20 protein-coding genes are annotated in these 25531 nt (G+C 31.8%); 14 read left to right on the forward strand and 6 right to left on the reverse strand.

What is annotated here, in order from left to right; genetic code table 11:
• The first annotated feature begins 11 nt into the window (after window positions 1-11).
• The 3 genes from tamL to accD are packed head-to-tail and all read left to right on the forward strand — an operon-like array spanning window position 12 to window position 4588.
• Window positions 12-2561 (forward strand): translocation and assembly module lipoprotein TamL, encoded by a 2550-nt coding sequence (gene tamL, locus BP92_RS0106250; protein ID WP_026725273.1) that lies wholly within the window; start codon window positions 12-14, stop codon window positions 2559-2561.
• Window positions 2562-2607: 46 nt separating this feature from the next.
• Window positions 2608-3675: a class II fructose-bisphosphate aldolase gene (fbaA, locus tag BP92_RS0106255; protein ID WP_026725274.1), complete on the forward strand. Its 1068-nt coding sequence runs from the start codon at window positions 2608-2610 to the stop codon at window positions 3673-3675.
• Window positions 3676-3733: 58 nt separating this feature from the next.
• Window positions 3734-4588 carry an acetyl-CoA carboxylase, carboxyltransferase subunit beta gene (gene accD, locus BP92_RS0106260; RefSeq protein WP_026725275.1) on the forward strand — a complete coding sequence of 285 codons (855 nt, stop codon included), beginning with the start codon at window positions 3734-3736 and terminating at the stop codon, window positions 4586-4588.
• A 49-nt stretch (window positions 4589-4637) separates the two neighbouring features.
• On the opposite strand, the gene BP92_RS15875 is transcribed toward accD, so the two are convergent.
• The 3 genes from BP92_RS15875 to BP92_RS0106275 all read right to left on the reverse strand — a co-directional run bounded on the left by BP92_RS15875 (window position 4638) and on the right by BP92_RS0106275 (window position 8750).
• Window positions 4638-6848 (reverse strand): TonB-dependent receptor plug domain-containing protein, encoded by a 2211-nt coding sequence (locus BP92_RS15875; RefSeq protein WP_035693004.1) that lies wholly within the window; start codon window positions 6846-6848, stop codon window positions 4638-4640.
• An 82-nt stretch (window positions 6849-6930) separates the two neighbouring features.
• Entirely contained in the window at window positions 6931-7467 is a 537-nt protein-coding gene (locus tag BP92_RS0106270) for a hypothetical protein (RefSeq protein WP_150111877.1), read from the reverse strand.
• 32 nt (window positions 7468-7499) lie between these two features.
• The gene (locus BP92_RS0106275) at window positions 7500-8750 is read right to left on the reverse strand and encodes an ABC transporter permease (protein ID WP_026725277.1); all 1251 of its coding nucleotides are present in this window, start codon (window positions 8748-8750) and stop codon (window positions 7500-7502) included.
• Between the two features lie 164 nt (window positions 8751-8914).
• On the opposite strand from BP92_RS0106275, the gene BP92_RS0106280 reads away from it, so the two are divergent.
• The 7 genes from BP92_RS0106280 to rodA all read left to right on the forward strand — a co-directional run bounded on the left by BP92_RS0106280 (window position 8915) and on the right by rodA (window position 17310).
• A complete protein-coding gene (locus BP92_RS0106280; RefSeq protein ID WP_026725278.1) occupies window positions 8915-9931 on the forward strand; it encodes a type I restriction enzyme HsdR N-terminal domain-containing protein in 1017 nt (338 codons plus the stop codon).
• Window positions 9932-10078: 147 nt separating this feature from the next.
• Window positions 10079-11611, forward strand: coding sequence for a bifunctional phosphoribosylaminoimidazolecarboxamide formyltransferase/IMP cyclohydrolase (gene purH / locus BP92_RS0106285; RefSeq protein WP_026725279.1), 1533 nt, complete (start codon window positions 10079-10081; stop codon window positions 11609-11611).
• A gap of 143 nt (window positions 11612-11754) precedes the next feature.
• The gene (locus tag BP92_RS0106290) at window positions 11755-12783 is read left to right on the forward strand and encodes a rod shape-determining protein (protein ID WP_026725280.1); all 1029 of its coding nucleotides are present in this window, start codon (window positions 11755-11757) and stop codon (window positions 12781-12783) included.
• 10 nt (window positions 12784-12793) lie between these two features.
• On the forward strand, window positions 12794-13624 hold the full coding sequence (gene mreC, locus BP92_RS0106295; protein WP_026725281.1) for a rod shape-determining protein MreC: 831 nt from the start codon (window positions 12794-12796) through the stop codon (window positions 13622-13624).
• Window positions 13625-14128 carry a hypothetical protein gene (locus tag BP92_RS0106300; protein ID WP_026725282.1) on the forward strand — a complete coding sequence of 168 codons (504 nt, stop codon included), beginning with the start codon at window positions 13625-13627 and terminating at the stop codon, window positions 14126-14128.
• Window positions 14125-16053, forward strand: a complete 1929-nt coding sequence (locus BP92_RS0106305; protein WP_026725283.1) for a peptidoglycan D,D-transpeptidase FtsI family protein — start codon at window positions 14125-14127, stop codon at window positions 16051-16053. Before BP92_RS0106300 ends, BP92_RS0106305 begins: the two co-directional genes overlap by 4 nt.
• Entirely contained in the window at window positions 16054-17310 is a 1257-nt protein-coding gene (gene rodA, locus BP92_RS0106310) for a rod shape-determining protein RodA (RefSeq protein ID WP_026725284.1), read from the forward strand.
• On the opposite strand, the gene BP92_RS0106315 is transcribed toward rodA, so the two are convergent.
• Window positions 17311-18102 carry a DNA/RNA non-specific endonuclease gene (locus tag BP92_RS0106315; RefSeq protein WP_035693008.1) on the reverse strand — a complete coding sequence of 264 codons (792 nt, stop codon included), beginning with the start codon at window positions 18100-18102 and terminating at the stop codon, window positions 17311-17313.
• 53 nt (window positions 18103-18155) lie between these two features.
• On the opposite strand from BP92_RS0106315, the gene BP92_RS17010 reads away from it, so the two are divergent.
• On the forward strand, window positions 18156-18653 hold the full coding sequence (locus BP92_RS17010) for a hypothetical protein (protein WP_051604409.1): 498 nt from the start codon (window positions 18156-18158) through the stop codon (window positions 18651-18653).
• Window positions 18654-18694: 41 nt separating this feature from the next.
• Here the strand turns inward: BP92_RS17010 and BP92_RS0106325 are convergent, their stop codons facing one another.
• Window positions 18695-20848: a carboxy terminal-processing peptidase gene (locus tag BP92_RS0106325; RefSeq protein WP_026725286.1), complete on the reverse strand. Its 2154-nt coding sequence runs from the start codon at window positions 20846-20848 to the stop codon at window positions 18695-18697.
• A gap of 143 nt (window positions 20849-20991) precedes the next feature.
• Between BP92_RS0106325 and surE the strand changes: the two genes are divergently transcribed.
• The 3 genes from surE (at window position 20992) to BP92_RS0106340 (ending at window position 25011) form a co-directional block, all read left to right on the forward strand.
• Window positions 20992-21759: a 5'/3'-nucleotidase SurE gene (gene surE, locus BP92_RS0106330; RefSeq protein ID WP_026725287.1), complete on the forward strand. Its 768-nt coding sequence runs from the start codon at window positions 20992-20994 to the stop codon at window positions 21757-21759.
• A gap of 17 nt (window positions 21760-21776) precedes the next feature.
• On the forward strand, window positions 21777-22892 hold the full coding sequence (gene lpxB, locus BP92_RS0106335) for a lipid-A-disaccharide synthase (protein ID WP_026725288.1): 1116 nt from the start codon (window positions 21777-21779) through the stop codon (window positions 22890-22892).
• Window positions 22893-22998: 106 nt separating this feature from the next.
• Window positions 22999-25011 carry a ComEC/Rec2 family competence protein gene (locus BP92_RS0106340; protein ID WP_035693011.1) on the forward strand — a complete coding sequence of 671 codons (2013 nt, stop codon included), beginning with the start codon at window positions 22999-23001 and terminating at the stop codon, window positions 25009-25011.
• A 3-nt stretch (window positions 25012-25014) separates the two neighbouring features.
• On the opposite strand, the gene BP92_RS0106345 is transcribed toward BP92_RS0106340, so the two are convergent.
• Window positions 25015-25482 carry a thioredoxin family protein gene (locus BP92_RS0106345; protein WP_026725290.1) on the reverse strand — a complete coding sequence of 156 codons (468 nt, stop codon included), beginning with the start codon at window positions 25480-25482 and terminating at the stop codon, window positions 25015-25017.
• Between the last annotated feature and the right edge of the window lie 49 nt (window positions 25483-25531).

Here is a 25531-nt window from a genome sequence, read left to right on the forward strand (position 1 = left end):
TAAAAAGTGCTTTGAGAAATAATTTATCAAAAATAACATTATTATTTGTAATCGGAACAATAATTTATTCGTGTTCGCAAGTTAAGCGAGTTCCCGAAAGTAAAAAATTATTGACCAAAAACGAGGTATTCGTAAATGACGAATTGGTAAAAGAAGATCGCGTTAATAATTTAGTGCTTCAACAACCCAATACTCGTTTTTTAAATTACCCTTTTGGTTTGTTACTCTATAATACTGCAAAACCAAATCCAGATTCTTCTTACCAAGCTTGGTTAAACCGTAAACCAAATAGAATTAAACGATTAAACCAATTTTTATCAGCCAAACAAGTAGCCCGATTAGGAAACTCTTTTTTTGTTAGTGGAATACACAACTTCATGAAAGAAACTGGAGAAGCTCCAGTAATTATCGACGAGAAAAAAGCAGGTAGATCAAAAGATCGTCTTAGTGGTTATTATTACAACGATGGTTACATTCGAAATAAAGTAACCATGGAAGTAGATTCTGTAGGTAAGAAAAAAGGGAAAGTAGTTTATAAAGTAAACACCGGGAAACCTTATTTTATTGATTCTATTTCAAAAAACATAGAAACGCCTGTTATTGATAGCTTATATTCGCTTCAAGAAAAAAAATCTTTCATAAAAAAAGGAGAACAATATAGTTTTAATAATTTTGATACTGAAAGAAAAAGAATTACCCAATATTTGAGAAATAATGGCGTATATCATTTTCAAGAAAGTAATGTAAAATATGACGCTATTATTGATGATTCTGTTCAAAAAATGGACATCAATTTAAAAATTGAAGATCGTTATGTAAAAGATGGTGATACTTTAATCAAACGTCCTTTTTCGGTATATAAAATTAGTCAGGTTAATATTTTTACCAATAATACTTCTAAAAAGGAACGCAATCAATTTAACGATAGTGTTACATACAAAAACTTCAATATTTACAGTGCTGGAAAATTAAAATACAAACCAAAAGCCATTACAAACGCCATTTTTATTGAAAAAGGGAAATTATTTAGTGATAATGACAGAACGTTAACTTCTAAATCATTAAGCAATTTAAAAGTATTTAACTATCCAAATATCGAGTACATTGAAGATCCAAATGATAGCACAAACACTTCACTTATTGCTAACATTTATTTGATGAGTAAACCAAAATACATTTGGCAGCCATCACTTGATGTTACCACATCTGATGTTCAAGAATTTGGAATTAGCGGAAGAATGTCTTTTACTTGGCGAAACTTATTTAAAAGAGCCGAAATATTTGAGTTATCAGCAAAAGGAAACATTGGTTCATCAAAAGATTTAGCAAATCCAAACAATGTGTTTTTTAATATCTCTGAATATGGTTTAGAAGGAAAGCTTAGTTTTCCAAGAATTGTTTTTCCAGTAAACACTCGAAATATCATTAAAAAAGAAATGTTGCCAACTACCAATGCCAACATCGGTTTAACCAGTCAGCGAAACATTGGATTGGATAAAGAAAATTTAACTGGAGTATTTGGATATAATTGGACTCCGAAACAAAAACACACCGTTCGATTTGATTTATTGAGTATACAATTTATTAAGAACTTAAATCCAGAAAATTATTTTAATGTTTATTCTTCTTCGTACAACACTTTAAATAATTTAGCTCAGACTTATAATGTTGATCCTCTAAATATAGAAAATGGAAATTTAACGACACAGGGCGCCATCAATTTCATTCAAGATGTTCAGGACTTAGCAACTTCTTTAACTCCAGGTGATAACGAATACAAAACTATTCGAAGTATTGGAGAAAGAAGAAAACGTTTAATTGAAAATAACTTAATTGTTTCTTCAGCGCTAACCTTTTTTAGAAATACTAAAGCTAATTTACTAGATAATAATTTTTATTCTATCAGAACCAAAGTAGAGTCTGCAGGAAATGTATTGTCATTATTTGCTAACACCAAAAACGAACCTTTAAGTTCAAACGGAAACAAAACCATGTTTGGAATTGAATATTCCCAATACATAAAAGGTGAAGTTGATTTTATTAAGCACTGGGATTTTGGCAAGAAAAACACACTTGCAATGCGCGCCTTTGCAGGATTAGCGGTTCCTTACGGCAATGCGCAATCGATTCCTTTTTCACGAAGTTATTTTTCGGGAGGTTCTAACGACAACAGAGGTTGGCAAGCGTATAGTCTTGGACCTGGAAGAAGTGGAGGAACAAATGATTTTAACGAGGCCAATTTTAAATTAGCGTATAGTTTGGAATATCGTTTTAGAGTGGGAGGAAATTTCTATAGTGCTTTCTTTGCCGACATAGGAAATATTTGGAATCTATTTGATAACGTAACTGATAAAAACTACACTTTTAACGGATTTAGTTCTTTTGAAGACTTAGCTTTTGGTTCTGGTATTGGTTTACGATACGATTTTGATTTCTTTGTTTTCCGTTTCGATTTAGGCTACAAAGCTTATGACCCAGGAAGAGAAGTGGGCGACCGATGGATGAAAGGAGTCAACTTTAGCAAAACAGTGCTAAATTTTGGTATTAATTATCCGTTCTAATTTTTTAAATTATTATTTTTGCACAACTATATTAAAACAATCAACTATGAGTCACAATATTAAACCTGGTGTTGCTACCGGAGATCAAGTTCAAGAAATCTTTAACTATGCAAAACAAAAAGGATTTGCATTACCTGCTGTTAATGTTGTAGGATCTAGTACAATTAATGGAGTTTTGGAAACAGCTGCAAAACTAAACGCACCTGTAATCATTCAATTTTCTAATGGTGGAGCACAATTTAATGCTGGAAAAGGATTGTCAAATGAAAATCAACAAGCAGCTATTTTAGGAGCAGTTGCTGGCGCAAAACACATTCATACTTTAGCAGAAGCTTATGGTGCTACGGTAATTTTACATACTGACCACTGTGCCAAAAATCTTTTACCATGGATTGATGGTTTATTAGATGCTTCTGAAAAACATTTTGCTGAAACTGGAAAACCATTATACAGTTCTCACATGATTGATTTATCTGAAGAACCAATCGAAGAGAACATTGAAATTTCTAAAAAATATTTAGAAAGAATGAGCAAAATGGGCATGACATTAGAAATCGAGTTAGGAATTACAGGTGGTGAAGAAGATGGTGTGGATAATTCAGATGTAGATAGCTCAAAATTATATACACAACCTAGTGAAGTAGCTTATGCTTACGAAGAATTAATGAAAGTAAGTCCAAGATTTACAATTGCTGCTTCTTTTGGAAATGTTCACGGTGTTTACAAACCAGGAAATGTAAAATTAACTCCGAAAATTCTTAAAAACTCACAAGAATACGTTCAAAATAAATTCAGCACAGGAAATAACCCAGTTGATTTTGTTTTCCATGGCGGTTCTGGTTCTACGTTAGAAGAAATTAGAGAAGCTATTTCTTACGGAGTTATTAAAATGAATATTGATACCGATTTACAATTTGCATTCACTGAAGGAATTCGTGATTACATGGTAAATAAAATTGATTACTTAAGAACACAAATCGGAAGTCCTGACGGAGCTGATAGTCCAAATAAAAAACACTACGATCCAAGAAAATGGGTTCGTGAAGGAGAAGTTACGTTCAACAAACGTTTAGAACAAGCTTTTGCCGATTTAAATAACGTAAATACTTTATAATTAACATTTGATAATTGATAATTATGTAATTGTCAATTATTCATTATCCATTAAAATTATGGCTTGGTTTAAAAGAAAAGAAAAAGGAATTACAACAGCTACTGAGGACAAAAAAGATGTCCCTAAAGGCTTATGGTATAAATCACCAACAGGAAAAATTGTTGATACTGATGAATTAGCAAGAAACTTATGGGTTAGCCCAGAAGATGATTTTCATGTTAGAATTGGTAGTAAAGAATATTTCGGAATTTTATTCGACAATAACGAATTCAAAGAATTAGATGCGAACTTAACATCTAAAGACCCATTAAAATTTGAAGACACTAAAAAATATAGCGATCGTTTAAAAGAGGTTATGGATAAAACCAAACTGAAAGATGCTATTCGCACAGGTGTAGGAAAATCAAAAGGAAAAGATTTAGTAGTTTCTTGTATGGATTTTGCTTTTATTGGTGGTTCTATGGGAGCCGTAGTAGGAGAAAAAATCGCAAGAGCTATCGACTATTCTATCAAACACAAAATTCCGTTTGTATTGATTTCTAAATCAGGTGGAGCACGTATGATGGAAGCAGCTTTCTCTTTGATGCAGTTAGCTAAAACATCGGCAAAATTAGCGCAATTAGCTGAAGAAAGAATTCCATACATTTCATTATGTACAGACCCAACAACGGGTGGAACAACAGCTTCTTATGCTATGCTTGGTGATATCAATATTGGAGAACCAGGAGCTTTAATTGGATTCGCAGGACCACGTATTGTAAGAGACACAACCGGTAAAGATTTACCAGAAGGTTTCCAAACGTCAGAATTCTTATTAGAGCACGGTTTCTTAGATTTCATCGCTCACAGAAAAGAGTTGAAAAACAAAATAAACTTGTATTTGGATTTAATTCAAAATCAACCAATCAGATAAAAAAAATCCCGATAGGAAACTATCGGGATTTTTTTTGTTCTTTATATTCTTAGAAAGTGTATTTAATTCCACCATAAATATTTCTTCCAGGAGCGTTAATTCCTGAAGCAAACACTCTGTATTGTGTATCTAAAATATTTTCTACTCCAGCAAAAAGAGTTCCGCCTTTTAACACTTGGAAACCTGCTTTAAAATTATAAGTTTCCCAAGCTGGCATACCATTAGCTGGTGCATATTGTGCATTATCTTCACCACTTGTTGAATAATCTTTAATGTCTTTTTTACCATTATACAACATATAACCTTCTAAGTTAAGTTTGTTGTACGTGTACGTTAATCCCACTTTACCAAAATAAGGCGCAATATGATCTAATGGACGTTGTGAACCATCCTCTACTACTCTACCAAGCGTATAATTGAAATTAGCACTAAATAATAAATCAGAAATGATGTAAGCACTTACGTTAGTTGAAAATCCAGTTACAAAAGCCTTTCCTTTATTTTGATTCGCTTTCACTTGTGCATCAAATCCGTTGTAGTTAACGATGCTTTGTCCGTTGTATGTGAAATCATCTGTTACTATGGCATCATACATTCTTGTATAGAAATACGTACTTTCTAATTTAATTCTCTTAGAATCAGATTGAATTACAATTCCTAAATCTCCGGTAATTGTTTTTTCTGGTTTTAAATCTTCGTTTGGCACAATTAAAATACCTAATGAAGAAGAAGAACCCGCTTTTGATTCAAATACTTTTGCTAAGTCATCAATATTTGGCGCTCTAAATCCAGTAGCAATATTTCCTTTTAAAGCAAAGTTTTTTGATGTATTATGCGTAATCCCTAAAGTTCCACTATAAGTAAAGTTTCCTTGAGAAATTGAGTTAAAAGGCAATGAAAATACCGAATTATCAGCAATAGTACTTTTTAAAGTTGTATAACCCGCTCTAGCTCCTACATTCCAAAATGTTTTATCCGACATTTTTTCGTTATAAGAAATATACAAATCATTACGCATCATGTTGTTATCTCCGTTTGGATAACGCGTGTTGATATCAGTTACAGCTCCTGTATTGATATTTTTAGCATAAGCTGTTGATTTTAAAGTTTCGTAATACGATTCAAAACCATAAAACAATTCTCCTTTAGTAAATTTTTTATTTAAATCTAACGAAACCGAAAACATGTCTACATTTTCTTCGTTGTGTTGTAAATTGTAGTTCCCAAATCTTCTGTTATGACGACTTTCTTTTACATTTTGATACGCTACATTAACTTTTAAATCGCTATTTAAAAACGCTTTTTCTTTTTGTAATGAATAAACCGCCAACAATCTATCTTGTGGACCGTAATACCATTGTGCAAATTTCAATCCTGAACCAGCAGTTTCTGTTAATCTATCATAACGATTGATATCAGAAGTAGTCGAATATTGAAGATTTAATCCGTGTACAAATCCTGAATTTGTTTTGTAGGCAAATTTCTGCATGAAATTATACTGTTTGTAAGCCGACCCCACTTGTGTGTACTTATCATCATTTACATTTAATTGGTCAACACCACCAACTGTTGAAACATAATTAGGTCTTTCTCCAAAGTAATCCCCATTATGATTTCTTTCTTTACCCATTTTTAAATCTCCAAAATCATTAAATGAAAAGAAAGTCAAGGAAGCAAACTTTGAAGTAGCATAATTTAAATTCAGAGCAATCGATTTTTCCTCATTTACACTACTATAACGTGTATTAACCCCTCCAGTAAATTTGTTGTGAACCTCATTTAAAAACTTAGCATTCTTAGTTGTCATTGCAACTGAACCACCGAGTGCATCACTACCAAATAACGTAGAAGATGGACCATAGAAAACACCCACATTTTCTAACATATTTTCGTCAACTGTAATTACATTTTGCAAGTGACCTGCTCTGAATATTAAGTTATTCATTCTTACACCATCAACAGTGATTAAAACTCTACTTGCTTCAAATCCTCTAATCACAGGACTTCCACCGCCTTGTTGGGATTTTTGCACAAATAAGGCTCCTGAATTAGAAAGCATCTCAGCCGTACTTTGAAAGTTTTGAAAGTCGATTTGTTTTGCTGTGATTACCTCAACTTGATTAGGTAATTGTGTATATTTTTTTGGAACTTTATTTGAAATTACCACTTCGCTTAATTCGGTTGTAGCGGTATCTTTTGCTGTTTGCGAAAACCCTAAAAAAGGTAACAACACAACAGCATAAAAAATAATTTTTTTCATTTTTATGGATTATTTATTCTTACTTAACTATGTGTTTAATGAGGAATTACTTTGTAATAGTATTCCAAATTAATTAAAAAAATTAAGAATAAATATTGGGCGGAGGCGAATCTAAAATTAAAGACTTTGATTGATAAAAATCATCACACATATTAACCACAATAGTATGATTTTTATCTATAAAGGGTAACCATGAAAAAACAGGTTGTAAATAAAGCGATTTATAAAACTTATAAACTAAATTTTGTTTCTCTTCAGACTCTGAATCGTTCTCATAAACACCAACCAAAAGTTCGTCTAATTGTTTGTTTAATTTTGTTTCTTTAAAATCCCACCAGCACCAATACTTGATAGAGTCTTTTGAAACTACTTTATCCACAACATCATACATTTGATTGTTGAATTCAAACTCTTTAGAATGTTTCCACTTTAATTTACTGGTTGTTTCAGCTTTGGAAAATTTTAGAAGAACCAATTCCTTTTTATCAATTCCCGCAATCATTTTCCATTTCACTTCTTTTTTAACAACACGCTTTCTTTGTTGAAGCCAAGAATAGGTTACAACAGCAGGCGCTATCAACATAAATAGCAAAAAGATACTAATGATTTGCTTTTTCAATTTGGGATATTAATCGCCAAATATACTAAAAATTACATTCCGCTTCTAATAGCTTCTACAGGGTCTAATTTTGAGGCTGAAATTGCAGGAATAATTCCAGAAATCAATCCAATTAAGGCTGCTAAACCAGAACCTAATAACATATTTGCGGCACTCAAGACAAATTCAAAATCAAGAGCTGCTGAAAGTCCGATGGCAATAATCCAAACTAAAAACATTCCTACGATTCCGCCAATTAAAGACAAAATAACAGCTTCAAACAAAAATTGAAACAAAATGAATTTATTTTTAGCCCCAAGAGCTTTTTGAATTCCGATTAAGTTGGTACGTTCTTTTACCGATACGAACATAATGTTGGCAATTCCAAAACCTCCTACCAAAAGCGAAAAGGCACTGATAATCCAACCAATCATATTCATTTGTCCTACGATATTATCAATAAAATCGGTAAAACCTGATAATACATTAAGGAAGAAATTATCAATTTCACCTGTTTTTACACCTCTAAAACTTCTTAATTTTTGCGCCAATTCAGCTTTAAATTCAGCTATATCAATTCCTTTCTCGGGTTTTATTAAAATAGCTGGCGTTAACATATCGCTATTATCTCCATACATTTTTCTTAAGAAATTTACCGGAAAAAACACAGCAATATCACTACTATCGCCAAACATGCCTTGACCTTGCTTTTTTAACACACCGATTACAGTAAATTTTTGACCGTAAAGACGCACTTTTTTTCCGATAGGATCGCTATTTTCAAACAATCCAGTAGCTACTTCGCTTCCTATTACAATAACTGGGCTACCCGAATTAGACTCCGATTCATTAAACAAACGTCCTTTATCGATTTTAACAGGTTCGATATCAAAAAATTCAGAAGTTGAAGGTTTTACACGAATCGAATTCACCGTTTTAGAATCGTATTTTATGCTTTCATTTCTTGTAAACAAATTGAAAGACATTTTATCAATACCTTTTACATTTCTTCTCAAATGTTCATATTCTTCATACGTTACATCTGGAAATTGCTCACGCTTCCATCTTGGCACTTCAGATGGGCCGAATGAAAAACGGATTAAATAAATCGTATTCATATCCATATCACTCAAATCTTCCTTGATTTTTTTATCCATAGAATCTACCGCAGCCAACACCGCAATAATGGAAAAAATACCAATGGTAACGCCTAACAACGACAAAAGTGTACGCAATTTATTGTTGCGCAACGCATTGATGGCAAAACTGAAACTTTCTGAAAGTAATCGTAAATATAAAAGCATAATACTGAGCTATTACTAATAAGTAGAGCAATGAGTGAAAATGTTACAGTTGGAGGGAATTTATTTATATTGAAGAAATTCTTTAATTTTCAATTTTACGGAAATACGTATTTTCTTATTTAAAAATTAATTAACTTTGGTTTCAAACTATAAAAAATTCCAGTATGCCAATCAACAAACAATTTGTAACTGTTATCAAAAAATCATTAACAAAATTTGATTTTTCTAGACTTGAAGAAAAATGCACAAATGAAGCACAAACTAGAATGTATCTAATTGAACCATTATTTGAAATATTAGGATACAGTCACCATGATGATATGTTGACAGAATTTAATGCAGGCTGGGGACAAAAAAATGACAAAGCAGATCTTGGATTAATCATAAAAGGTAAAAGTCCTGAAATTTTAGTTGAATGTAAAAAATATGGAAAAAACCTAACAGACAAAGAAGCGTCTCAATTAAACGGATACTTTATCAATACACCAAGTTCTAAAATTGGAATTTTAACTAACGGAATTGAATGGAGATTCTATTGTCCTGACGAATCAAACAAAGAAACAAATTTAAATGTTACACCATTTTTAGTATTAGACTTTTCAGAATTAAATGATGCTCTTTTCGAAAATCTTTCAAAGTTTCACAAAAACAATATTGACATCAAAGAATTATTAGAAGAAGCGTCTGAGTTTTATTTTTTACAAGGTTTTAACGAGGCTTTTACTGCTGAACTATCAGATCCTTCTGATGACTTTATAAAAGCAGTTTTCAACAGAATGCAAGGTAAAAGAATGACTGATACCATAAAAAGTAAATTAAGAACTTTAATAAACTCAAATGCCATTCAGAATGCTTTACCAAGAGTTATAGAACAAGAAGCTAAAAATGGAAATGTAATCATTACTACTGCAGAAGAATTAAAAATTTATCATGCAATTAAGACAATTCTTATCCATAAAAAAGAAATAGACTCTGATAGAATTTCATACAGAGATCAAAAAAACAGTTTCAATATTTTAGTTGATGACAACAACAAAAAAATTATTTGTAAAATAACATGCTCAAAAAACAAATACTTCATTGAACTTAATGGATTGAAATACGAAGTTAATGGGATTGATAGTATTGTTGCGATAAAGAAACAACTCCTTGATTTCACAATGCAATATTTTCAAAAATAAATTAAGAAACCACTTTTTTAGTGGTTTTCTTTTTTTAAAAAAATCCCTTCCAATAAAGTTTGACTATTTTAAGAAGTATAACTACTTTTGCACCACGAAAACAACAACATTTATCTGAGACCTATTCAGATACAACAACACAACACCATGAACACAACAAAAAAAATTGCTTCGGCATTGATTTCTGTATTTGACAAAAACGGTTTAGAACCTATTGTTAAAGCCCTTCACCAAAACAATGTAACCATTTATTCTACCGGCGGAACTGAAACTTTTATTAAAGATTTAGGTATTCCAGTAGTTGCTGTAGAAGATATTACGGCTTTCCCTGAAATTTTAGGCGGAAGAGTAAAAACGTTGCATCCAAAAATCTTCGGCGGTATTTTAAACCGTCAAGACCACGCTGGTGATGTGGAACAAATGAAAGAATTCAACATTCCGCAAATCGATTTAGTGATTGTGGATTTGTATCCGTTTGAAAAAACCGTTGCTTCTGGCGCTAGCGAACAAGATATTATTGAGAAAATTGATATCGGTGGTATTTCTTTAATTAGAGCAGCTGCTAAAAACTTCAAAGACACGGTAATTGTCCCTTCAGTTGAACAATACGTACCATTTTTGAATTTCTATACCGAAAACAATGGCGCTACTACTTTAGAAAACAGAAAATTATTAGCTTCAAGAGCTTTTAATGTTTCTTCACATTATGATTCGGCTATTTTTAACTACTTCAATCAAGTTTTTGAAGAACCGGTTTTAAAAATCAGCGAACAAAACGGAAATGTATTGCGTTATGGCGAAAATCCACATCAAAAAGGATTTTTCTATGGCGATTTTGATAAAATGTTTACCAAAGTTCACGGAAAAGAATTGTCGTACAACAATTTACTAGACGTTGATGCGGCTGTGAATTTAATGAACGAATTCAAAAACGACAATCCAACTTTTGCGATTTTAAAACACAATAATGCTTGCGGTTTAGCGACCAGAAATACGATGAAAGAAGCGTATTTAGATGCTTTAGCAGGTGACCCAACTTCTGCCTTCGGAGGAGTTTTAATTGCTAATGGAAAAATTGATGTGGCTACGGCTAACGAAATCAACCAATTGTTCTGCGAAGTGGTAATTGCTCCGTCTTATGACCAAGAAGCGATAGATATTTTGGAAGAAAAGAAAAACAGAATTATCTTAATTTTAAACGAAGTTGAATTACCTCAAACAACAGTTCGTACTTGTTTAAACGGTGTTTTAGTTCAAGATAAAGACAATGTTACCGATTCTAAAGACCATTTAAAAACGGTTACATCAGCAGTTCCAACAGCAGAAGAAATTGAAGATTTATTATTTGCTTCAAAAATTTGCAAACACACAAAATCAAACACAATTGTATTTGCAAAAAACAAACAATTGTGTGCTTCTGGAACCGGACAAACTTCAAGAGTTGACGCTTTAAGACAAGCCATTGAAAAAGCCACTTCTTTCGAATTTGATTTAACTGGAGCGGTTATGGCAAGTGATGCGTTCTTCCCTTTCCCAGACTGTGTTGAAATTGCAAACAAAGCTGGAATTACAGCGGTGATTCAGCCAGGAGGTTCAATAAAAGATGAGTTAAGTATCAATTATTGTAACGATAATAACATGGCAATGGTATTCACTGGAATTCGTCATTTCAAACATTAAAATTTCACTTACAAAACATATTTCACAAGCGCATTAAAAAAAATATTTTAATGCGCTTTTTATTTGTATTTATTCCAGATTATTTTTATAATTTTGCGAGTTGAATACAATTATACAAAAAACGCTAAACCCTTATCAAACTTATGGGATTTTTTGATTTCATGACCGAGGATATCGCAATCGACCTTGGTACCGCAAATACTCTAATCATTCACAACGATAAAGTCGTGATTGACAGTCCATCTATCGTTGCAAGAGACCGAATTACTGGCAAAATTATTGCTGTAGGTAAAGAGGCCAACATGATGCAAGGTAAAACTCATGAAAATATCAAGACCATTCGTCCTTTGAAAGATGGGGTTATTGCTGATTTTGATGCGTCGGAACAAATGATAAAAATGTTTATCAAAAGTATTCCGGCTTTAAAAAAGAAATTATTTACGCCAGCACTTCGTATGGTAATTTGTATTCCATCTGGAATTACCGAAGTGGAAATGCGTGCGGTAAAAGAATCTGCTGAGCGTGTTAACGGTAAAGAAGTATATTTGATTCATGAACCTATGGCGGCAGCAATTGGTATTGGTTTAGATATTATGCAACCAAAAGGAAACATGATTGTAGATATCGGAGGTGGTACAACAGAAATTGCAGTTATTGCTTTAGGCGGAATTGTTTGTGATAAGTCGGTAAAAATTGCCGGAGACGTTTTCACAAATGATATCATTTACTACATGAGAACGCAACACAATTTATTTGTTGGAGAAACTACCGCTGAAAAAGTAAAAATTCAAATTGGTGCGGCTACTGAAGATTTAGACAGCCCACCAGAAGATATGGCAGTTGACGGAAGAGACTTATTAACCGGAAAACCAAAACGTGTTGATGTATCGTACCGTGAAATTGCAAAAGCATTAGACAAATCGATTCAACGTATTGAAGATGCGGTTATGGAAACCTTATCACAAACGCCACCTGAATTATCTGCCGATATTTACAACACAGGTATTTACCTAGCAGGTGGAGGTTCGATGTTAAGAGGTTTAGACAAACGAATTTCAATGAAAACAGATTTACCTGTTTACATCGCAGAAGACCCTTTAAGAGCCGTTGTAAGAGGAACGGGAATGACCTTAAAGAACATCAACAAATACAAAGGAATCCTGATTAAATAAAAAATAGTCCATGCAGCAAATAATTAATTTTATCATAAAAAACAGCCATCGATTGCTGTTTTTGCTGCTTTTGGGCATCTCATTTTCTTTGGTTGTAAAATCGCATTCCTATCACCGAAGCGAGTATGTAAATTCGGCTAACGCTGTTACTGGTGCTTACTATGAAAAAGTGAATGAGGTAAATGAATACTTTAGTTTAAAGCAAAAAAACAAAGATTTAGCTTCGGAAAATGCATTGCTTAAGGAATTGTTATTCAACAAAAAAGATACCATTTTAACTTCTAAAACATTATTTAGAAACGACCTCAACAATTACAATGTCGTGGTAGCCAAAGTGGTAAAAAACACATTTAATACAAGGGAAAACTATATCACCATCAATTCAGGAAAAAATTCAAAAATTGAAGTTGATATGGGAGTGGTGAATGACAAAGGAATTATTGGTATTATAGAAAAGACTTCTGCAAATTATTCAACTATTTTAAGTGTCTTAAATACGAAATCAAAGATTAATGCTAAAATTAAAAATTCAAATCACTTTGGATCTTTAATTTGGGATGGACGAAATGTAGGTTTTGCACAACTAATTGACGTTCCAAGATTAGCATCTTTAAAACACGGAGATTCAATCGTAACAGGTGGAAATTCAGACATTTTTCCAGAAAATATTCCAATTGGAAAAATTGACAAAATTTTCATTGACAAGAAAACAAATTATTACACTATCAATATTCGTTTATTCAATGACATGACATCGTTAGGCTATGTTTACGTTATTGAAAACAAAAGAAAAAAAGAGAAACAACAATTAGAAGCAGCAACCACAGCACCAAAACAATAAGTGAACAATAGTATTTTAAATAGCATCCGATTTGTCGTTTTCTTAGCCCTTCAGGTTTTAATATTTAACAATATTAACTTGTTTGGTTACTTAAACCCGTATCCTTATGTTTTATTTATTCTACTATATCCTGTAAACAGTAATAAAAGTGTTTTGTTACTTGGAAGTTTTGCTATGGGAATTCTTTTAGATATGTTTTGCAATTCAGGAGGTATTCATACGATGTCATCTTTAATTTTAGCCTATGTTCGCCCAACTCTTTTTAAATTTTCATTTGGATTAAGTTACGAATATCAAACTGTAAAAATTGCTGATAAAATTTCGCCTGAACGAATTACTTTATTACTATTAGCTATTTTTATTCATCATTTTGTTATGTTCTTTTTTGAATATTACCGATTTGATTTAATTTTAACGATACTTACTCGTACACTATTTAGTACGCTTTTTACGTTTATTATTTGTTTGCTAACACTTTTTATAATTAAGCCGAGTAGACGATGAGAAAAGCTGTTTTACCTGCCGTAATCATTATTACTTCCCTTCTTCTGATTGTTCGAATTTTCTATCTTCAAGTAATTGATGAGAATTTAAAATTACAATCGGAAAATAATGCTATTAAAAAAGTATTTGATTTCCCAGAGAGAGGTTATATCTATGATCGTAATGGTAAGCTTTTGGTTGCCAATCAGCCATCATATGACATCATGGTGGTTCCGAGAGAAATAAAAAATATTGACACGACTGAATTTTGTAATTTACTTCACATTACCAAAGAGTATTTTATCAAAAAAATTGAAAAAGCAAACGTATATAGTCCGAGACTTCCTTCCGTATTCTTGTCACAATTAAACAAAGCAGAATATGCAGCTTTTCAAGAAAAAGAAAGAAAATTCGAAGGATTCTATACACAAAAGCGTTCGCTTCGTGATTATCAAGTAAATGTTGGGGCAAACGTTTTTGGTTTTATAACACAAGTTAATGAAGCCATTCTAAAGAAGAACAAATACTACAACAGTGGTGACTTAATAGGAAAACAAGGTGTTGAGCAACAATACGAAGAAACATTAAGAGGAATTAAAGGAGTAAAATATTTACTTCGCGACAAGCATAATAAAATTATTGGTCCCTATAAAAATGGGCAATTTGACACCATTGCACAACAAGGAAAAGATTTAACCTTAACTATCGATTACGAGCTTCAGAAATACGGAACCGAGTTAATGATTAACAAAAGAGGAGGAATTGTAGCTCTTGAACCTAAAACAGGCGAAATTTTAGCTTTGGTTACAGCTCCTACTTATGACCCTGCATTGTTAGTAGGAAGACAACGTTCTAAAAATTACACAGCTCTTTATCATGATTCCATTGCTAAGCCTTTATATGACAGAGGACTTCAGGCTACATATCCGCCAGGTTCTCCATTTAAAATTATAACTGGTTTGATTGGGTTACAAGAAGAAGTAATTGATGAACAATCGACTTTTTATTGCAATCATGGAGCTAATTTTGGACGTTTCATGAAATGCCACTGTGGTTTACACACCTTACAATTAAACAATGGTGTTTATAAATCATGTAACAGTTATTTTGGAAACACATACAAAAGAACCATTGAAAAATATAAAGATTCATATTATAGTGTAGACAATTGGGCTAACCACGTAAAAAGTTTTGGATTAGGTCAATTTTTAGGAACCGATATGCCCATTGGATCAAAAGGATTAGTTCCTGATTCTAAAATGTACAAAAGAATGTATAATGGTGCCAAAATCAGAAGTTCGTATATTATTTCAAACTCCATTGGCCAAGGAGAAGTTTCTACTTCAACCTTACAATTAGCAAACATGATGGCAGTTGTAGCAAATAAAGGATATTACTACACGCCTCACATTGTAAAAAAGATTAAAGGAGAAGTTTTAGACAAAAAATTTACCACAAAACATTATTCTACCATCGACAAACAATATTTCCCACCGATGATTCAAGGATTAGCAGATGTGTATAATGTAGGTACAGCTTGGAATTTAAAAGTAGAAGGATTAGAACTTTGTGGAAAAACAGGAACAGCTGAAAATAAAATTAGAGTTGCTGGAAAAACCTATCAATTAAAAGACCACTCTATATTTGTTGCATTTGCACCAAAAGAAAATCCAACAATTGCTATTGCTGTAGTTGTTGAAAATGGATATTGGGGTAACCGATGGGCAGGACCAATTGCAACATTAATGGCCGAAAAATATGTAACTGGAAAAATTACCAGAAAAGATTTAGAAACCACCATGCTTAATGGAAGTTTATTAGAAGAATATAAAAGAATTGAAAACATCATCTTTCAAAGAAAAGTTGACCCTACAAAACTGCAAGATTCTTTAAATAAAATAAAAGTAGAAATAAGCGACGCCAAAAAAGAAGAGGAAGAAAACTAAATGAAAAATCAAAGTGTAGGAAATAGAATTGATTATATCAGCATATTACTTTACATAGTTTTAGTAATTATGGGCTGGATGACTATTTATTCTGCCTCTTTGCCATTAGAAGAAACTTCAATTTTTGATATTTCACAAATCTATGGCCGTCAAATGCTTTTTATAGGATTAACCATTCCTTTGATACTAGTAATTTTATTCAGTGATGCAAAGATATTTGAACGCCTTTCTTTTGTTTTTTATGGCGTGGGAATTCTACTTTTACTTGGACTTTTTGTTTTTGGTGTTACTAAAAAAGGACAAACTAACTGGTATCAATTTGGAGGATTTGGTTTTCAACCATCAGAATTCGTGAAAACCGCAACCGCTTTATTGCTAGCAAAATACTTAAGTTATTCGCAAATAAATTTAAAATACACCAAACATCAAATCATAGGTTTGGCAATTGTAGGGTTACCCGTTTTGCTAATATTAATGCAACCTGATGCTGGTAGTGCTATGATTTTTATTTCACTAATCTTTGTTTTAAATCGTGAAGGATTACCAAGTTGGTACTTTTTCTCAGGTATAATTGCTATTGCATTGTTCTTTTTATCATTGGTAATAGAGCCATTCTATTTGATTGGAATTGTATTTGTTGTAATGGTAATTCATTATATATTTAATAGAAAAATATCAAGAAATCCTATCGTATATGGACTACTTTACCTGATTATGGCAGGTTTTGCATTTTCTGTCAGCTATGTCTATGATAAAGTATTAGAACCGCATCAAAAAGACCGTATTAATGTATTAATTGGTGATGATGTTGACATGAAGCGCGAAGGTTATAATCTTAATCAGTCGATGATTGCCATCGGTTCTGGAGGTTTACTTGGAAAAGGTTATCTAGAAGGAACGCAAACAAAAGGAGGATTCGTCCCGGAACAACACACCGATTACATCTTTACCACAGTAGGCGAAGAATGGGGATTTGTGGGAAGTATTACGGTAATTCTTTTATTTGTTGCCTTATTTTTAAGAATAATTTACTTAGCCGAAAATCAGAAAACAAAATTTAGTAGGGTTTATGGCTATTGCGTGGCAACTTATTTATTTACGCATTTCTTTGTAAATATTGCCATGTTGATTAAATTATTCCCAACAATTGGAGTACCACTTCCCTTTTTCTCATACGGTGGTTCGAGTTTATGGGCATTTACCATTTTACTATTTATCTTTATTAAGCTTGACGCTAATAAAGTAAATGAATGGTAATTAGAAACTCCAATCTTTATAATCAGATTTCGACTCCATTTTATTTTCAATTTCGTCTGGCAAATTTGGATAAAAATCAATTCCAGTCATCTTTTCAATTTCATCAACAGAAACAACAAATTCATACAAAGGATTGTTAGAATTTTTATGAGGTACTAAAAAACCAATCATTTTGGTTCCATCTTTAGATAAAAGTACTTTATAAAAATAATTAGGAACTGAAACCTTTTCTTTTCCTATTGTTTTCAAATTATCAATTAAAACACCACCTGTAACAATATATAATCCATCGTTTTTTGTAGCCCAATATCTCACTTTTTCTTCTAAACGATTCCAAACACCCGAATTGAATTCATGCTCTTGTGGACTAATATTAGAAGTAAAGAAAGTCTCATTATATTCATCTAATGTTTCTTTTCTATCTCCAGCTGGACACAAGTGACCCTTATCGTAACCCGATTTTTTATAATTTCTCCAATCTGCTGATTCTGTTTTTACTAATGGATCTTGTTCGAAAAAAGGCCGATCATAATTAGTAGTTTTTACATCATCACTATCTAAATAATATGCCACCCATTCGCTTTGTTCATGAGCTTCTGAATATGAAAAAGCATAAGTATTACGTTTGTAAACATCGCTTGTGGTTGATGTTGGCAGAAAATCAAAATCACTAGAAATCACATTTTTACTTACTAAAACTTCCTTGTTTTCAAGTGAATTCTCATTATTTACATCAAATTCTTTACAAGAGAATAGTGAGATAACTAATAGGATATAAAGGGTTCTTATCATGATTTGGCTTAGTTTTTGTTACCTTTGTAAAGATAATTTTAAAATCGAAGATCATGAAAATAAAATTTTTAATTTTAGTGGGTTTATTTAGTTTACAAGCCACATTAGCTCAAGAAACTGTAATAGATAGTGTAAAAGTAAAACAAGAAAAGCTACTACTTGAACAACAAAAAGCGGAAAAAGAAAGAATAAAAGCAGAAGAAAAAATAATTAAAGAACAACAAAAGGCAGAAAAAGAACGTCAAAAAGCTTTGAAAGAAGCAGAAAAAGCTCAGAAAAAGGCAGAAAAAGAATTAAAGCAAGCTCAAAAAGCGATTGCTCAAAGAGAAAAAGCCAAAAAGAACATAGAAAAAGCTAAATCTAAAATGGAAGACAACAAAAAAGATTTAGAAAAAGATAAAGAGAAATTTGAAAAGCTTAGAAGAAAAGGAAAATTAAACACTGAAGAAGAGTTAAAATGGAGAGAGAAAATTCTTAAAAAAGAAAACAAAGCTTTAGAACTTCAATTAGACTTAGAAAAAGCACAAAACAAACTTGATAAACTAGATTAATAAAAAAAATCCCGATTCTTTGAATCGGGATTTTTTTTATTTTAATTCATACTTATTTTTTGTGGTAATCCTTTTCCTTTAGTCAACAATTTCATATCGGAAATAACATTTAAAGTTTCTTCCACATAAATATCTTTTTGTAATTCTTCGTGCCAACGTTCTCTTTTCTGTTTTAATAAAGTGTCTTTTTCAAACAAAGCAACTTCATCAGGTAAGGACGTAAAAGTATATTTATTGTTGTAATCTGAAATAGCTTTAAACTTTTTAATCTTAACATCTGCAGCCGCAATTTCTCTCTTAAAGTCATTTAAGTTTAAACTAAAATCATTCTCATCTTTACGCTCAAAAATCCACTTAGCATTTTCATCTATTAAATTGAAAGTTGGATTAGCAGCTATTCTCTTTTTGCTATTTGCAATAACATTATCAAAATTAACATTTAATGGTTGGTATTTAGCAGGTTCAATCTTATCCCAAGGCAATGCGCTTTCTTCATCACGTTCACCCATATCTAAATAAGAAAAACGATCTGGGAAAACAATATCGCTCTTAACCCCTTCACGTTGCGTTGAACCACCATTAATTCTATAAAATTTTTGAATAGTAGTTTTTAACGCTCCTAAATCACCATAAGAATTTCCTCTGATAAACTGATTTAAATCAATTACATTCTGAACGGTTCCTTTACCGTAAGAATGTTTACTTCCTACCACTATTCCACGTTTGTAATCTTGTATAGCTGCTGCAAAAATTTCAGAGGCCGAAGCAGAGAAATTATTAATCATTACTACAAGTGGACCATCATATTGTACTTTTTTATCTGGATCTGGCAAAATTTCAGGATTTCTTCCTGGTGCTTTTACTTGAACAATTGGACCATCTGGAATGAACAAACCTACCATTTTAACAACCGTTTCTAAAGAACCTCCTCCATTATCGCGTAAATCCATAACAAGACCATCGATGTTTTGTGCTTTTAGTTTTTCAATCTCAGCCGCTACATCTTTAAATGCATCACGATTTTCTTTGTTTTCAAAACTAATATAGAATTTAGGCAAATAAATAATTCCATATTTTTTACCATCTTTTACTACGATACTTGATTTTGCAAATGTTTCTTCTGTTTCAACTTCATCTCTAATAATTGAGATTACTTTAATAGTACCATCAACTTTTTTAACTGTTAAACGAACTTCAGTTCCTTTAGGACCTTTGATTTTTTTTACTACATCATCTAAACGCATTCCTGCAATATCTAAAGGCTCTTCTTTTCCTTGAGCCACTTTCAAAATCAAATCACCCGCTTCTAATTCTTTTCCTCTCCAAGCCGGACCGCCAGAAATTAATTCTGAAACTTCAACTCCAGATTCTTTCTTTTGTAAACGCGCACCAATTCCTTGGAATGTTCCGCTCATGCTTACATCAAATTTTTCTTTATCATCTGGCGAAAAATAGAAAGTATGTGGATCAAAGCGTTCCACAATAGAATTTAAAAATATTGCAAACCAATCGTCTCTTTCTAACTCTTTCTCTATGAAGTCAAAATACTCATTTAATGATTTTAATGAGTTTTCGCGTACTTCTTTCTCAATCACATCAAATGATTTCATCTCATACGCATTATCCTTTTTCTTTTTATCTTCCTCAAGTTGTTCTTTATCCGTTATAGAAGAAAGAGCTGACAGTTTCAATTGTTTTCTCCATCTATCCATTAACTCCGACTTATTTTTTGAAAAAGGCAATTTTTCATAATCTACATTAATACTTTCCTTAACAGTAAAATCAAAAGGTTTACTTAAAACATCTTCATATATTTCTCTAGACTCGCTCATTCTTTTTAACAAACGAGCATTTGTTAAATTAAAGAAAGTCAAATCTTTATTTTTTATCATATCGTCAATTGAAGTCTCATACTTACTAAACTCATCAATATCACTTTGAATAAAAAATCGTTTTGTAGGATCAATATTATCTAAATATTTTTTATAGACTTTTTTTGAGAAATCATCATTAATCTCAACTGGACTATAGTGACCTTTTTCTAAAACAAACGTCAATAGCTCTAATAAAAGCTTGTCTTTTTCTGGATCTTCTGTTTTCTCTCTAGGAATAAAACTCCACAGTATTGCTGATAAAGCAGTTACCAACAATATAACCTTATAATTTCTTTTCATAAATTCCACTATTCGTTTCATTGAAAAATTTTCAACTAAATTACACAAAAAATCATGCCACAAGTGTGCAAATTACTATAATTTTTTGTTAAACCCATAAAATTTAGCATTCAAAAAAAAGGTTTCGACATAAATTATTTAATTTAGCAAAAAATGTACAAAAAATGTCAAAACCACTGATACTAGTAACTAACGATGATAGCATTGTTGCTCCTGGAATTCGCGCTTTAATTGAAGTGATGAAAGAATTGGGAGAAGTTGTTGTTGTTGCTCCCGATAGTCCACAAAGCGCAATGGGACACGCAATAACCATAAACAACACTTTAAAATTAGAAAAAGTACATTTAGACAAAGACCTTGAACAAGAATACAGTTGTAGCGGAACTCCCGTAGATTGTGTAAAAATTGCGGTGAATGAAATTCTAAAAAGAAAACCCGACTTGTGTGTTTCAGGAATTAATCATGGTTCTAATTCTTCTATTAACGTCATATATTCGGGAACTATGAGTGCAGCAGTAGAAGCTGGAATCGAAGGTATTCCTGCTATCGGATTTTCGTTGTTAGATTATAGTTGGGATGCCGATTTTGAACCCATCAAAAGTTATATAAAACAAATAGCATCAGAAGTTTTAAAAAATGGTTTACCAGAAGGGGTAATTTTAAACGTTAATTTCCCAAAATTAAGCAAAGAAGATATCAAAGGAGTAAAAATTTGTCGTCAAGCGAAAGCCATGTGGCAAGAGGAATTTGACAAAAGAACAAATCCACAAGGAAAAGAATATTATTGGTTAACTGGCAAATTTGTCAATTTAGATAAAGGAACTGATACGGATGAATGGGCTTTAGAAAATGGTTATATTTCGATTGTTCCAGTGCAATTTGATTTAACAGCACATCATGCGATGCAACAATTAAATTCTTGGGAATTATAAATTTAGACGATTAGAAAATGAAATATTATATCATAGCAGGAGAAGCTTCGGGCGATTTACATGGTTCTAACCTTATGAAAGCTTTGTATGAAAAAGATCCATCAGCCGAAATCCGTTTTTGGGGTGGCGATTTGATGCAAAATGTGGGCGGAACTTTAGTAAAACACTACCGTGAATTGGCTTTTATGGGATTTATTGAAGTCGTAATGAATCTAAAAACGATTTTGAACAACATCAAAATCTGCAAAAAAGACATTGAAGCTTTTCAACCCGATGCGATTATTTTTATAGATTACCCTGGATTTAATATGCGTATTGCTACTTGGGCAAAAGAGCGAAATATCCCAACACATTACTATATTTCACCTCAAATTTGGGCTTGGAAAGAAAATCGCATTAAAGCTATTAAACGAGATGTGGATTTTATGTACGTAATTCTTCCTTTTGAAAAAGATTTTTACGAGAAAAAACATAGTTTCCCAGTTCATTTTGTCGGACATCCGCTAATTGATGCTATTGCAAGTAGAACGGAAGTTTCAGATGAAGTTTTTAGAAAAGAAAATCATTTATCAGACAAACCAATTATTGCATTATTACCAGGAAGTCGCAAGCAAGAAATTGCTAAAATGCTTTCGATTATGCTTTCGGTTGTAAAAGATTTTCCGGATTATCAGTTCGTAATTGCTGGCGCTCCAAGTCAGGAATATGAGTTTTACAAGACGTTTTTAACGAATGAAAATGTAAAATTTATTTCGAACAAAACTTACGATTTATTAAGTCATTCGCACGCTGCTTTGGTAACTTCTGGAACAGCAACTTTAGAAACTGCATTGTTTAATGTTCCTGAAGTGGTTTGTTATAAAGGAAGTTGGGTTTCATACCAAATTGCCAAACGCATCATCACTTTAAAATACATTTCATTGGTAAATTTAATCATGGATAAAGAAGTGGTTAAGGAGTTAATCCAAGAGGAATTGAACACGAAGAATTTAAAATTAGAATTGAATAAACTTTTGAATTCAGAAAGTCGCAGCATTTTATTGAACAATTATGCCGATTTAAAACAAAAATTAGGTGGCGAAGGCGCAAGTAAAAAGACTGCGGAACTAATTCTAGATTCTTTCAAAAAATAAAGAATATTCTTATCGATTTATTATAAACTTAACGATTTTTTTATATTTTTGGAATTAAGAAGTCCCAACTCCTTAAAACTAAATACTACTTCAAAAACAACAGTGATTGAAAGTATTAAAGTTTCCTTTACTCACCATTACCATTAGTTTTGCGATAGGAATTATTGCAGCATTTCACTTGCAGTGGAGTTTTCAAACACTTGTAATTTTACTATTTTCTTATTTGGGAATTTTTAGCTTCCTCTTTTGGAAAAGTAAAAAAGCTTTGCTTCAAAATTCTCTTTTCGGAATTACCACTTACCTACTCGCTTTTACTTTAGGAATGATGAGTTTTTATATTCATTCCGATTTGAATTCGAAACATCATTACACCAAAAATTCATTTGAAGAATCCAATTCGATTAGAGCCATCGTTACCACAACTTTAAAACCGAATGATAAATACCATAAATATTTCATTTCACTTTCGCATTTTAATGATTCGATTGCTTCTGGAAAATTGTTGCTTTATGTTCCGAAATCAAATATTGAGACCTTACATTCAGGTGATGAAATTTGGCTAAATAGCACAATTTATCCGATTCCAAAAGCTTTCAATCCGTACCAATTTGATTATTCGAAATATTTAGAAAAGCAGAATGTCTTCCATCAAATTTACACGCAAGAAAATCAAATTAAAATCATTCAAAGACATAAAACCACAGATTATTACATTGAAAATTTAAGAAATAATCTCAGTAAAAGTTTTGAGATTCATCATTTTGAACCTAAAACCAAAGCCATAATTGACGCTTTGATTTTAGGGCAACGATTAGAATTAGACAAAGAAACCATTGCCGATTATTCTAACGCTGGCGTGATTCATATTTTAGCGATTTCGGGATTGCATATTTCTATCATTTACTTCTTTATTGTGTTCTTGTTGAAACCTCTGAAGAAAGTAAAGTTTGGAGCGGAAATTAAATTGTTAATTGTCTTAGCAATTTTATGGTTATTTGCTTTGCTTACAGGTTTGCCAGCATCAGTAACAAGAGCGGTGACTTTGTTTAGTTTTATTAGTATCGGAAATTATTTCAATCAGCCGAAAGCGATTTATAATGCGTTAGCTATTTCTGCTTTTTTGATTTTATTGGTAAAACCGAATGCGATTTTTGATATTGGATTTCAATTGAGTTATGCAGCCGTTTTATCAATCGTTTTGTTTCAACCTTTTTACAAGAAATTCTATTTTTCCGAAAATAAAATAGCAGTTTACTTTACCGATACGATTTTAGTTTCATTAGCAGCGCAAATTGGTGTTCTACCTTTGAGTTTGTATTATTTCAATCAATTGCCTTTATTATTTTTATTAGCGAATTTAGTTATTATTCCACTTTCAAGTTTGGTTTTGATTGTTGGAATTGTGATTTTACCTCTAAATTATGTACTTCCTATAGTTGCAGTTTTCTTAGGGAAAATTTTAGAATTCAGCATTCAATTTATGAACGATTATATTCATTGGATTGCCCAATTTAAAAGTGGCATTATCACGAATATTTCGTTTTCGGGTTGGCTCACTTTTTCGATGTATTTAGTTATCGTTGCCTTTATTTATTGGATGTATCACACAAAAGTTAAAAATATAAAATACATTTTAGCAAGCATTTTACTTTTTCAATTGAGTTATATTAGTGTAAAATGGAACGAAAATCAAGGAAGTGAATTAGTTATTTTTAATGAAAAATCGACTTTAATTGGAATCAAAAATCAAAATAGTGTTATTGCATTTACTGACATTCCGGAAAATCACAACACGACTTTAAATCATTACACAAGAGGAACGTTCTCCGATTCATTGCGAATTTTCCCGATGCAAAATGCGATTTCATTTCAAAATAAAAGAATTTTGGTGGTTGATAGTTTAGGCATATACAAAACTTCTATTCCTCCTGAAATTATCATATTAACTCAAAATCCTAAAATCAATTTATCACGATTGATTCATAAAATAAAACCAAAAGTGATTATTGCGGACAAAAGCAACTACAAAAACATTGTTAAACGTTGGGAAGCCACTTGTAGAAAAGAAAAAATCCCTTTTCATGCTATTGCCGAAAAGGGATTTTATAGATTGAAATAATTGTTATTTGTTTTGGATAATTTGATTAGCTCCATCAATCCAAACTTTTGGACCTCCAGCCACATAACCTGTACTTCCTAAAGCCGTTAAATTAACTTTAGCTTCAGCTGTTTTAGCGGCACTTACAAACCAAACTGTTGGATATCCTCTAACTTGTAATTGTTGCTGTAGCTGTGCATTTTGCATTTTCACAGCATCTGTTTGTTCATTTTTTCTGGGAAAATCTAATTCTACTAAAACCACATTTTCTTTTGCCCATTTGATAAATTCTGGAGTTTTGAAAACTTCTTTTTGCAAACGAATACACCATCCACACCAATCAGAACCCGTAAAAAACAAAAACATTGGTTTATTCTCTTTTATAGAAATATCAGCTGCTTTTGACATATCGGTATGCCATGTTAACTCTTCTTGTGCTTGTATTGACATACTCGTCAAAGTTAAAAACGCTATAACTAAAATCTTTTTCATATTATAAATTTATAAAACAAAATTAAGCAAATAAAATGCCAAAAATAGC

This window comes from Flavobacterium sasangense DSM 21067 (genome assembly GCF_000686885.1).
In the GTDB taxonomy this organism is placed as follows: domain Bacteria; phylum Bacteroidota; class Bacteroidia; order Flavobacteriales; family Flavobacteriaceae; genus Flavobacterium; species Flavobacterium sasangense.

Coding starts and splice junctions, on each gene's coding strand:
- fbaA (WP_026725274.1), top strand. CDS start 2,608: ATGAGTCACAATATTAAACCTGGTGTTGCTACCGGAGATCAAGTTCAA.
- accD (WP_026725275.1), top strand. CDS start 3,734: ATGGCTTGGTTTAAAAGAAAAGAAAAAGGAATTACAACAGCTACTGAG.
- BP92_RS15875 (WP_035693004.1), bottom strand. CDS start 6,848: ATGAAAAAAATTATTTTTTATGCTGTTGTGTTGTTACCTTTTTTAGGG.
- BP92_RS0106275 (WP_026725277.1), bottom strand. CDS start 8,750: ATGCTTTTATATTTACGATTACTTTCAGAAAGTTTCAGTTTTGCCATC.
- BP92_RS0106280 (WP_026725278.1), top strand. CDS start 8,915: ATGCCAATCAACAAACAATTTGTAACTGTTATCAAAAAATCATTAACA.
- purH (WP_026725279.1), top strand. CDS start 10,079: ATGAACACAACAAAAAAAATTGCTTCGGCATTGATTTCTGTATTTGAC.
- BP92_RS0106290 (WP_026725280.1), top strand. CDS start 11,755: ATGGGATTTTTTGATTTCATGACCGAGGATATCGCAATCGACCTTGGT.
- mreC (WP_026725281.1), top strand. CDS start 12,794: ATGCAGCAAATAATTAATTTTATCATAAAAAACAGCCATCGATTGCTG.
- BP92_RS0106305 (WP_026725283.1), top strand. CDS start 14,125: ATGAGAAAAGCTGTTTTACCTGCCGTAATCATTATTACTTCCCTTCTT.
- rodA (WP_026725284.1), top strand. CDS start 16,054: ATGAAAAATCAAAGTGTAGGAAATAGAATTGATTATATCAGCATATTA.
- BP92_RS0106315 (WP_035693008.1), bottom strand. CDS start 18,102: ATGATAAGAACCCTTTATATCCTATTAGTTATCTCACTATTCTCTTGT.
- BP92_RS17010 (WP_051604409.1), top strand. CDS start 18,156: ATGAAAATAAAATTTTTAATTTTAGTGGGTTTATTTAGTTTACAAGCC.
- BP92_RS0106325 (WP_026725286.1), bottom strand. CDS start 20,848: ATGAAACGAATAGTGGAATTTATGAAAAGAAATTATAAGGTTATATTG.
- surE (WP_026725287.1), top strand. CDS start 20,992: ATGTCAAAACCACTGATACTAGTAACTAACGATGATAGCATTGTTGCT.
- lpxB (WP_026725288.1), top strand. CDS start 21,777: ATGAAATATTATATCATAGCAGGAGAAGCTTCGGGCGATTTACATGGT.
- BP92_RS0106345 (WP_026725290.1), bottom strand. CDS start 25,482: ATGAAAAAGATTTTAGTTATAGCGTTTTTAACTTTGACGAGTATGTCA.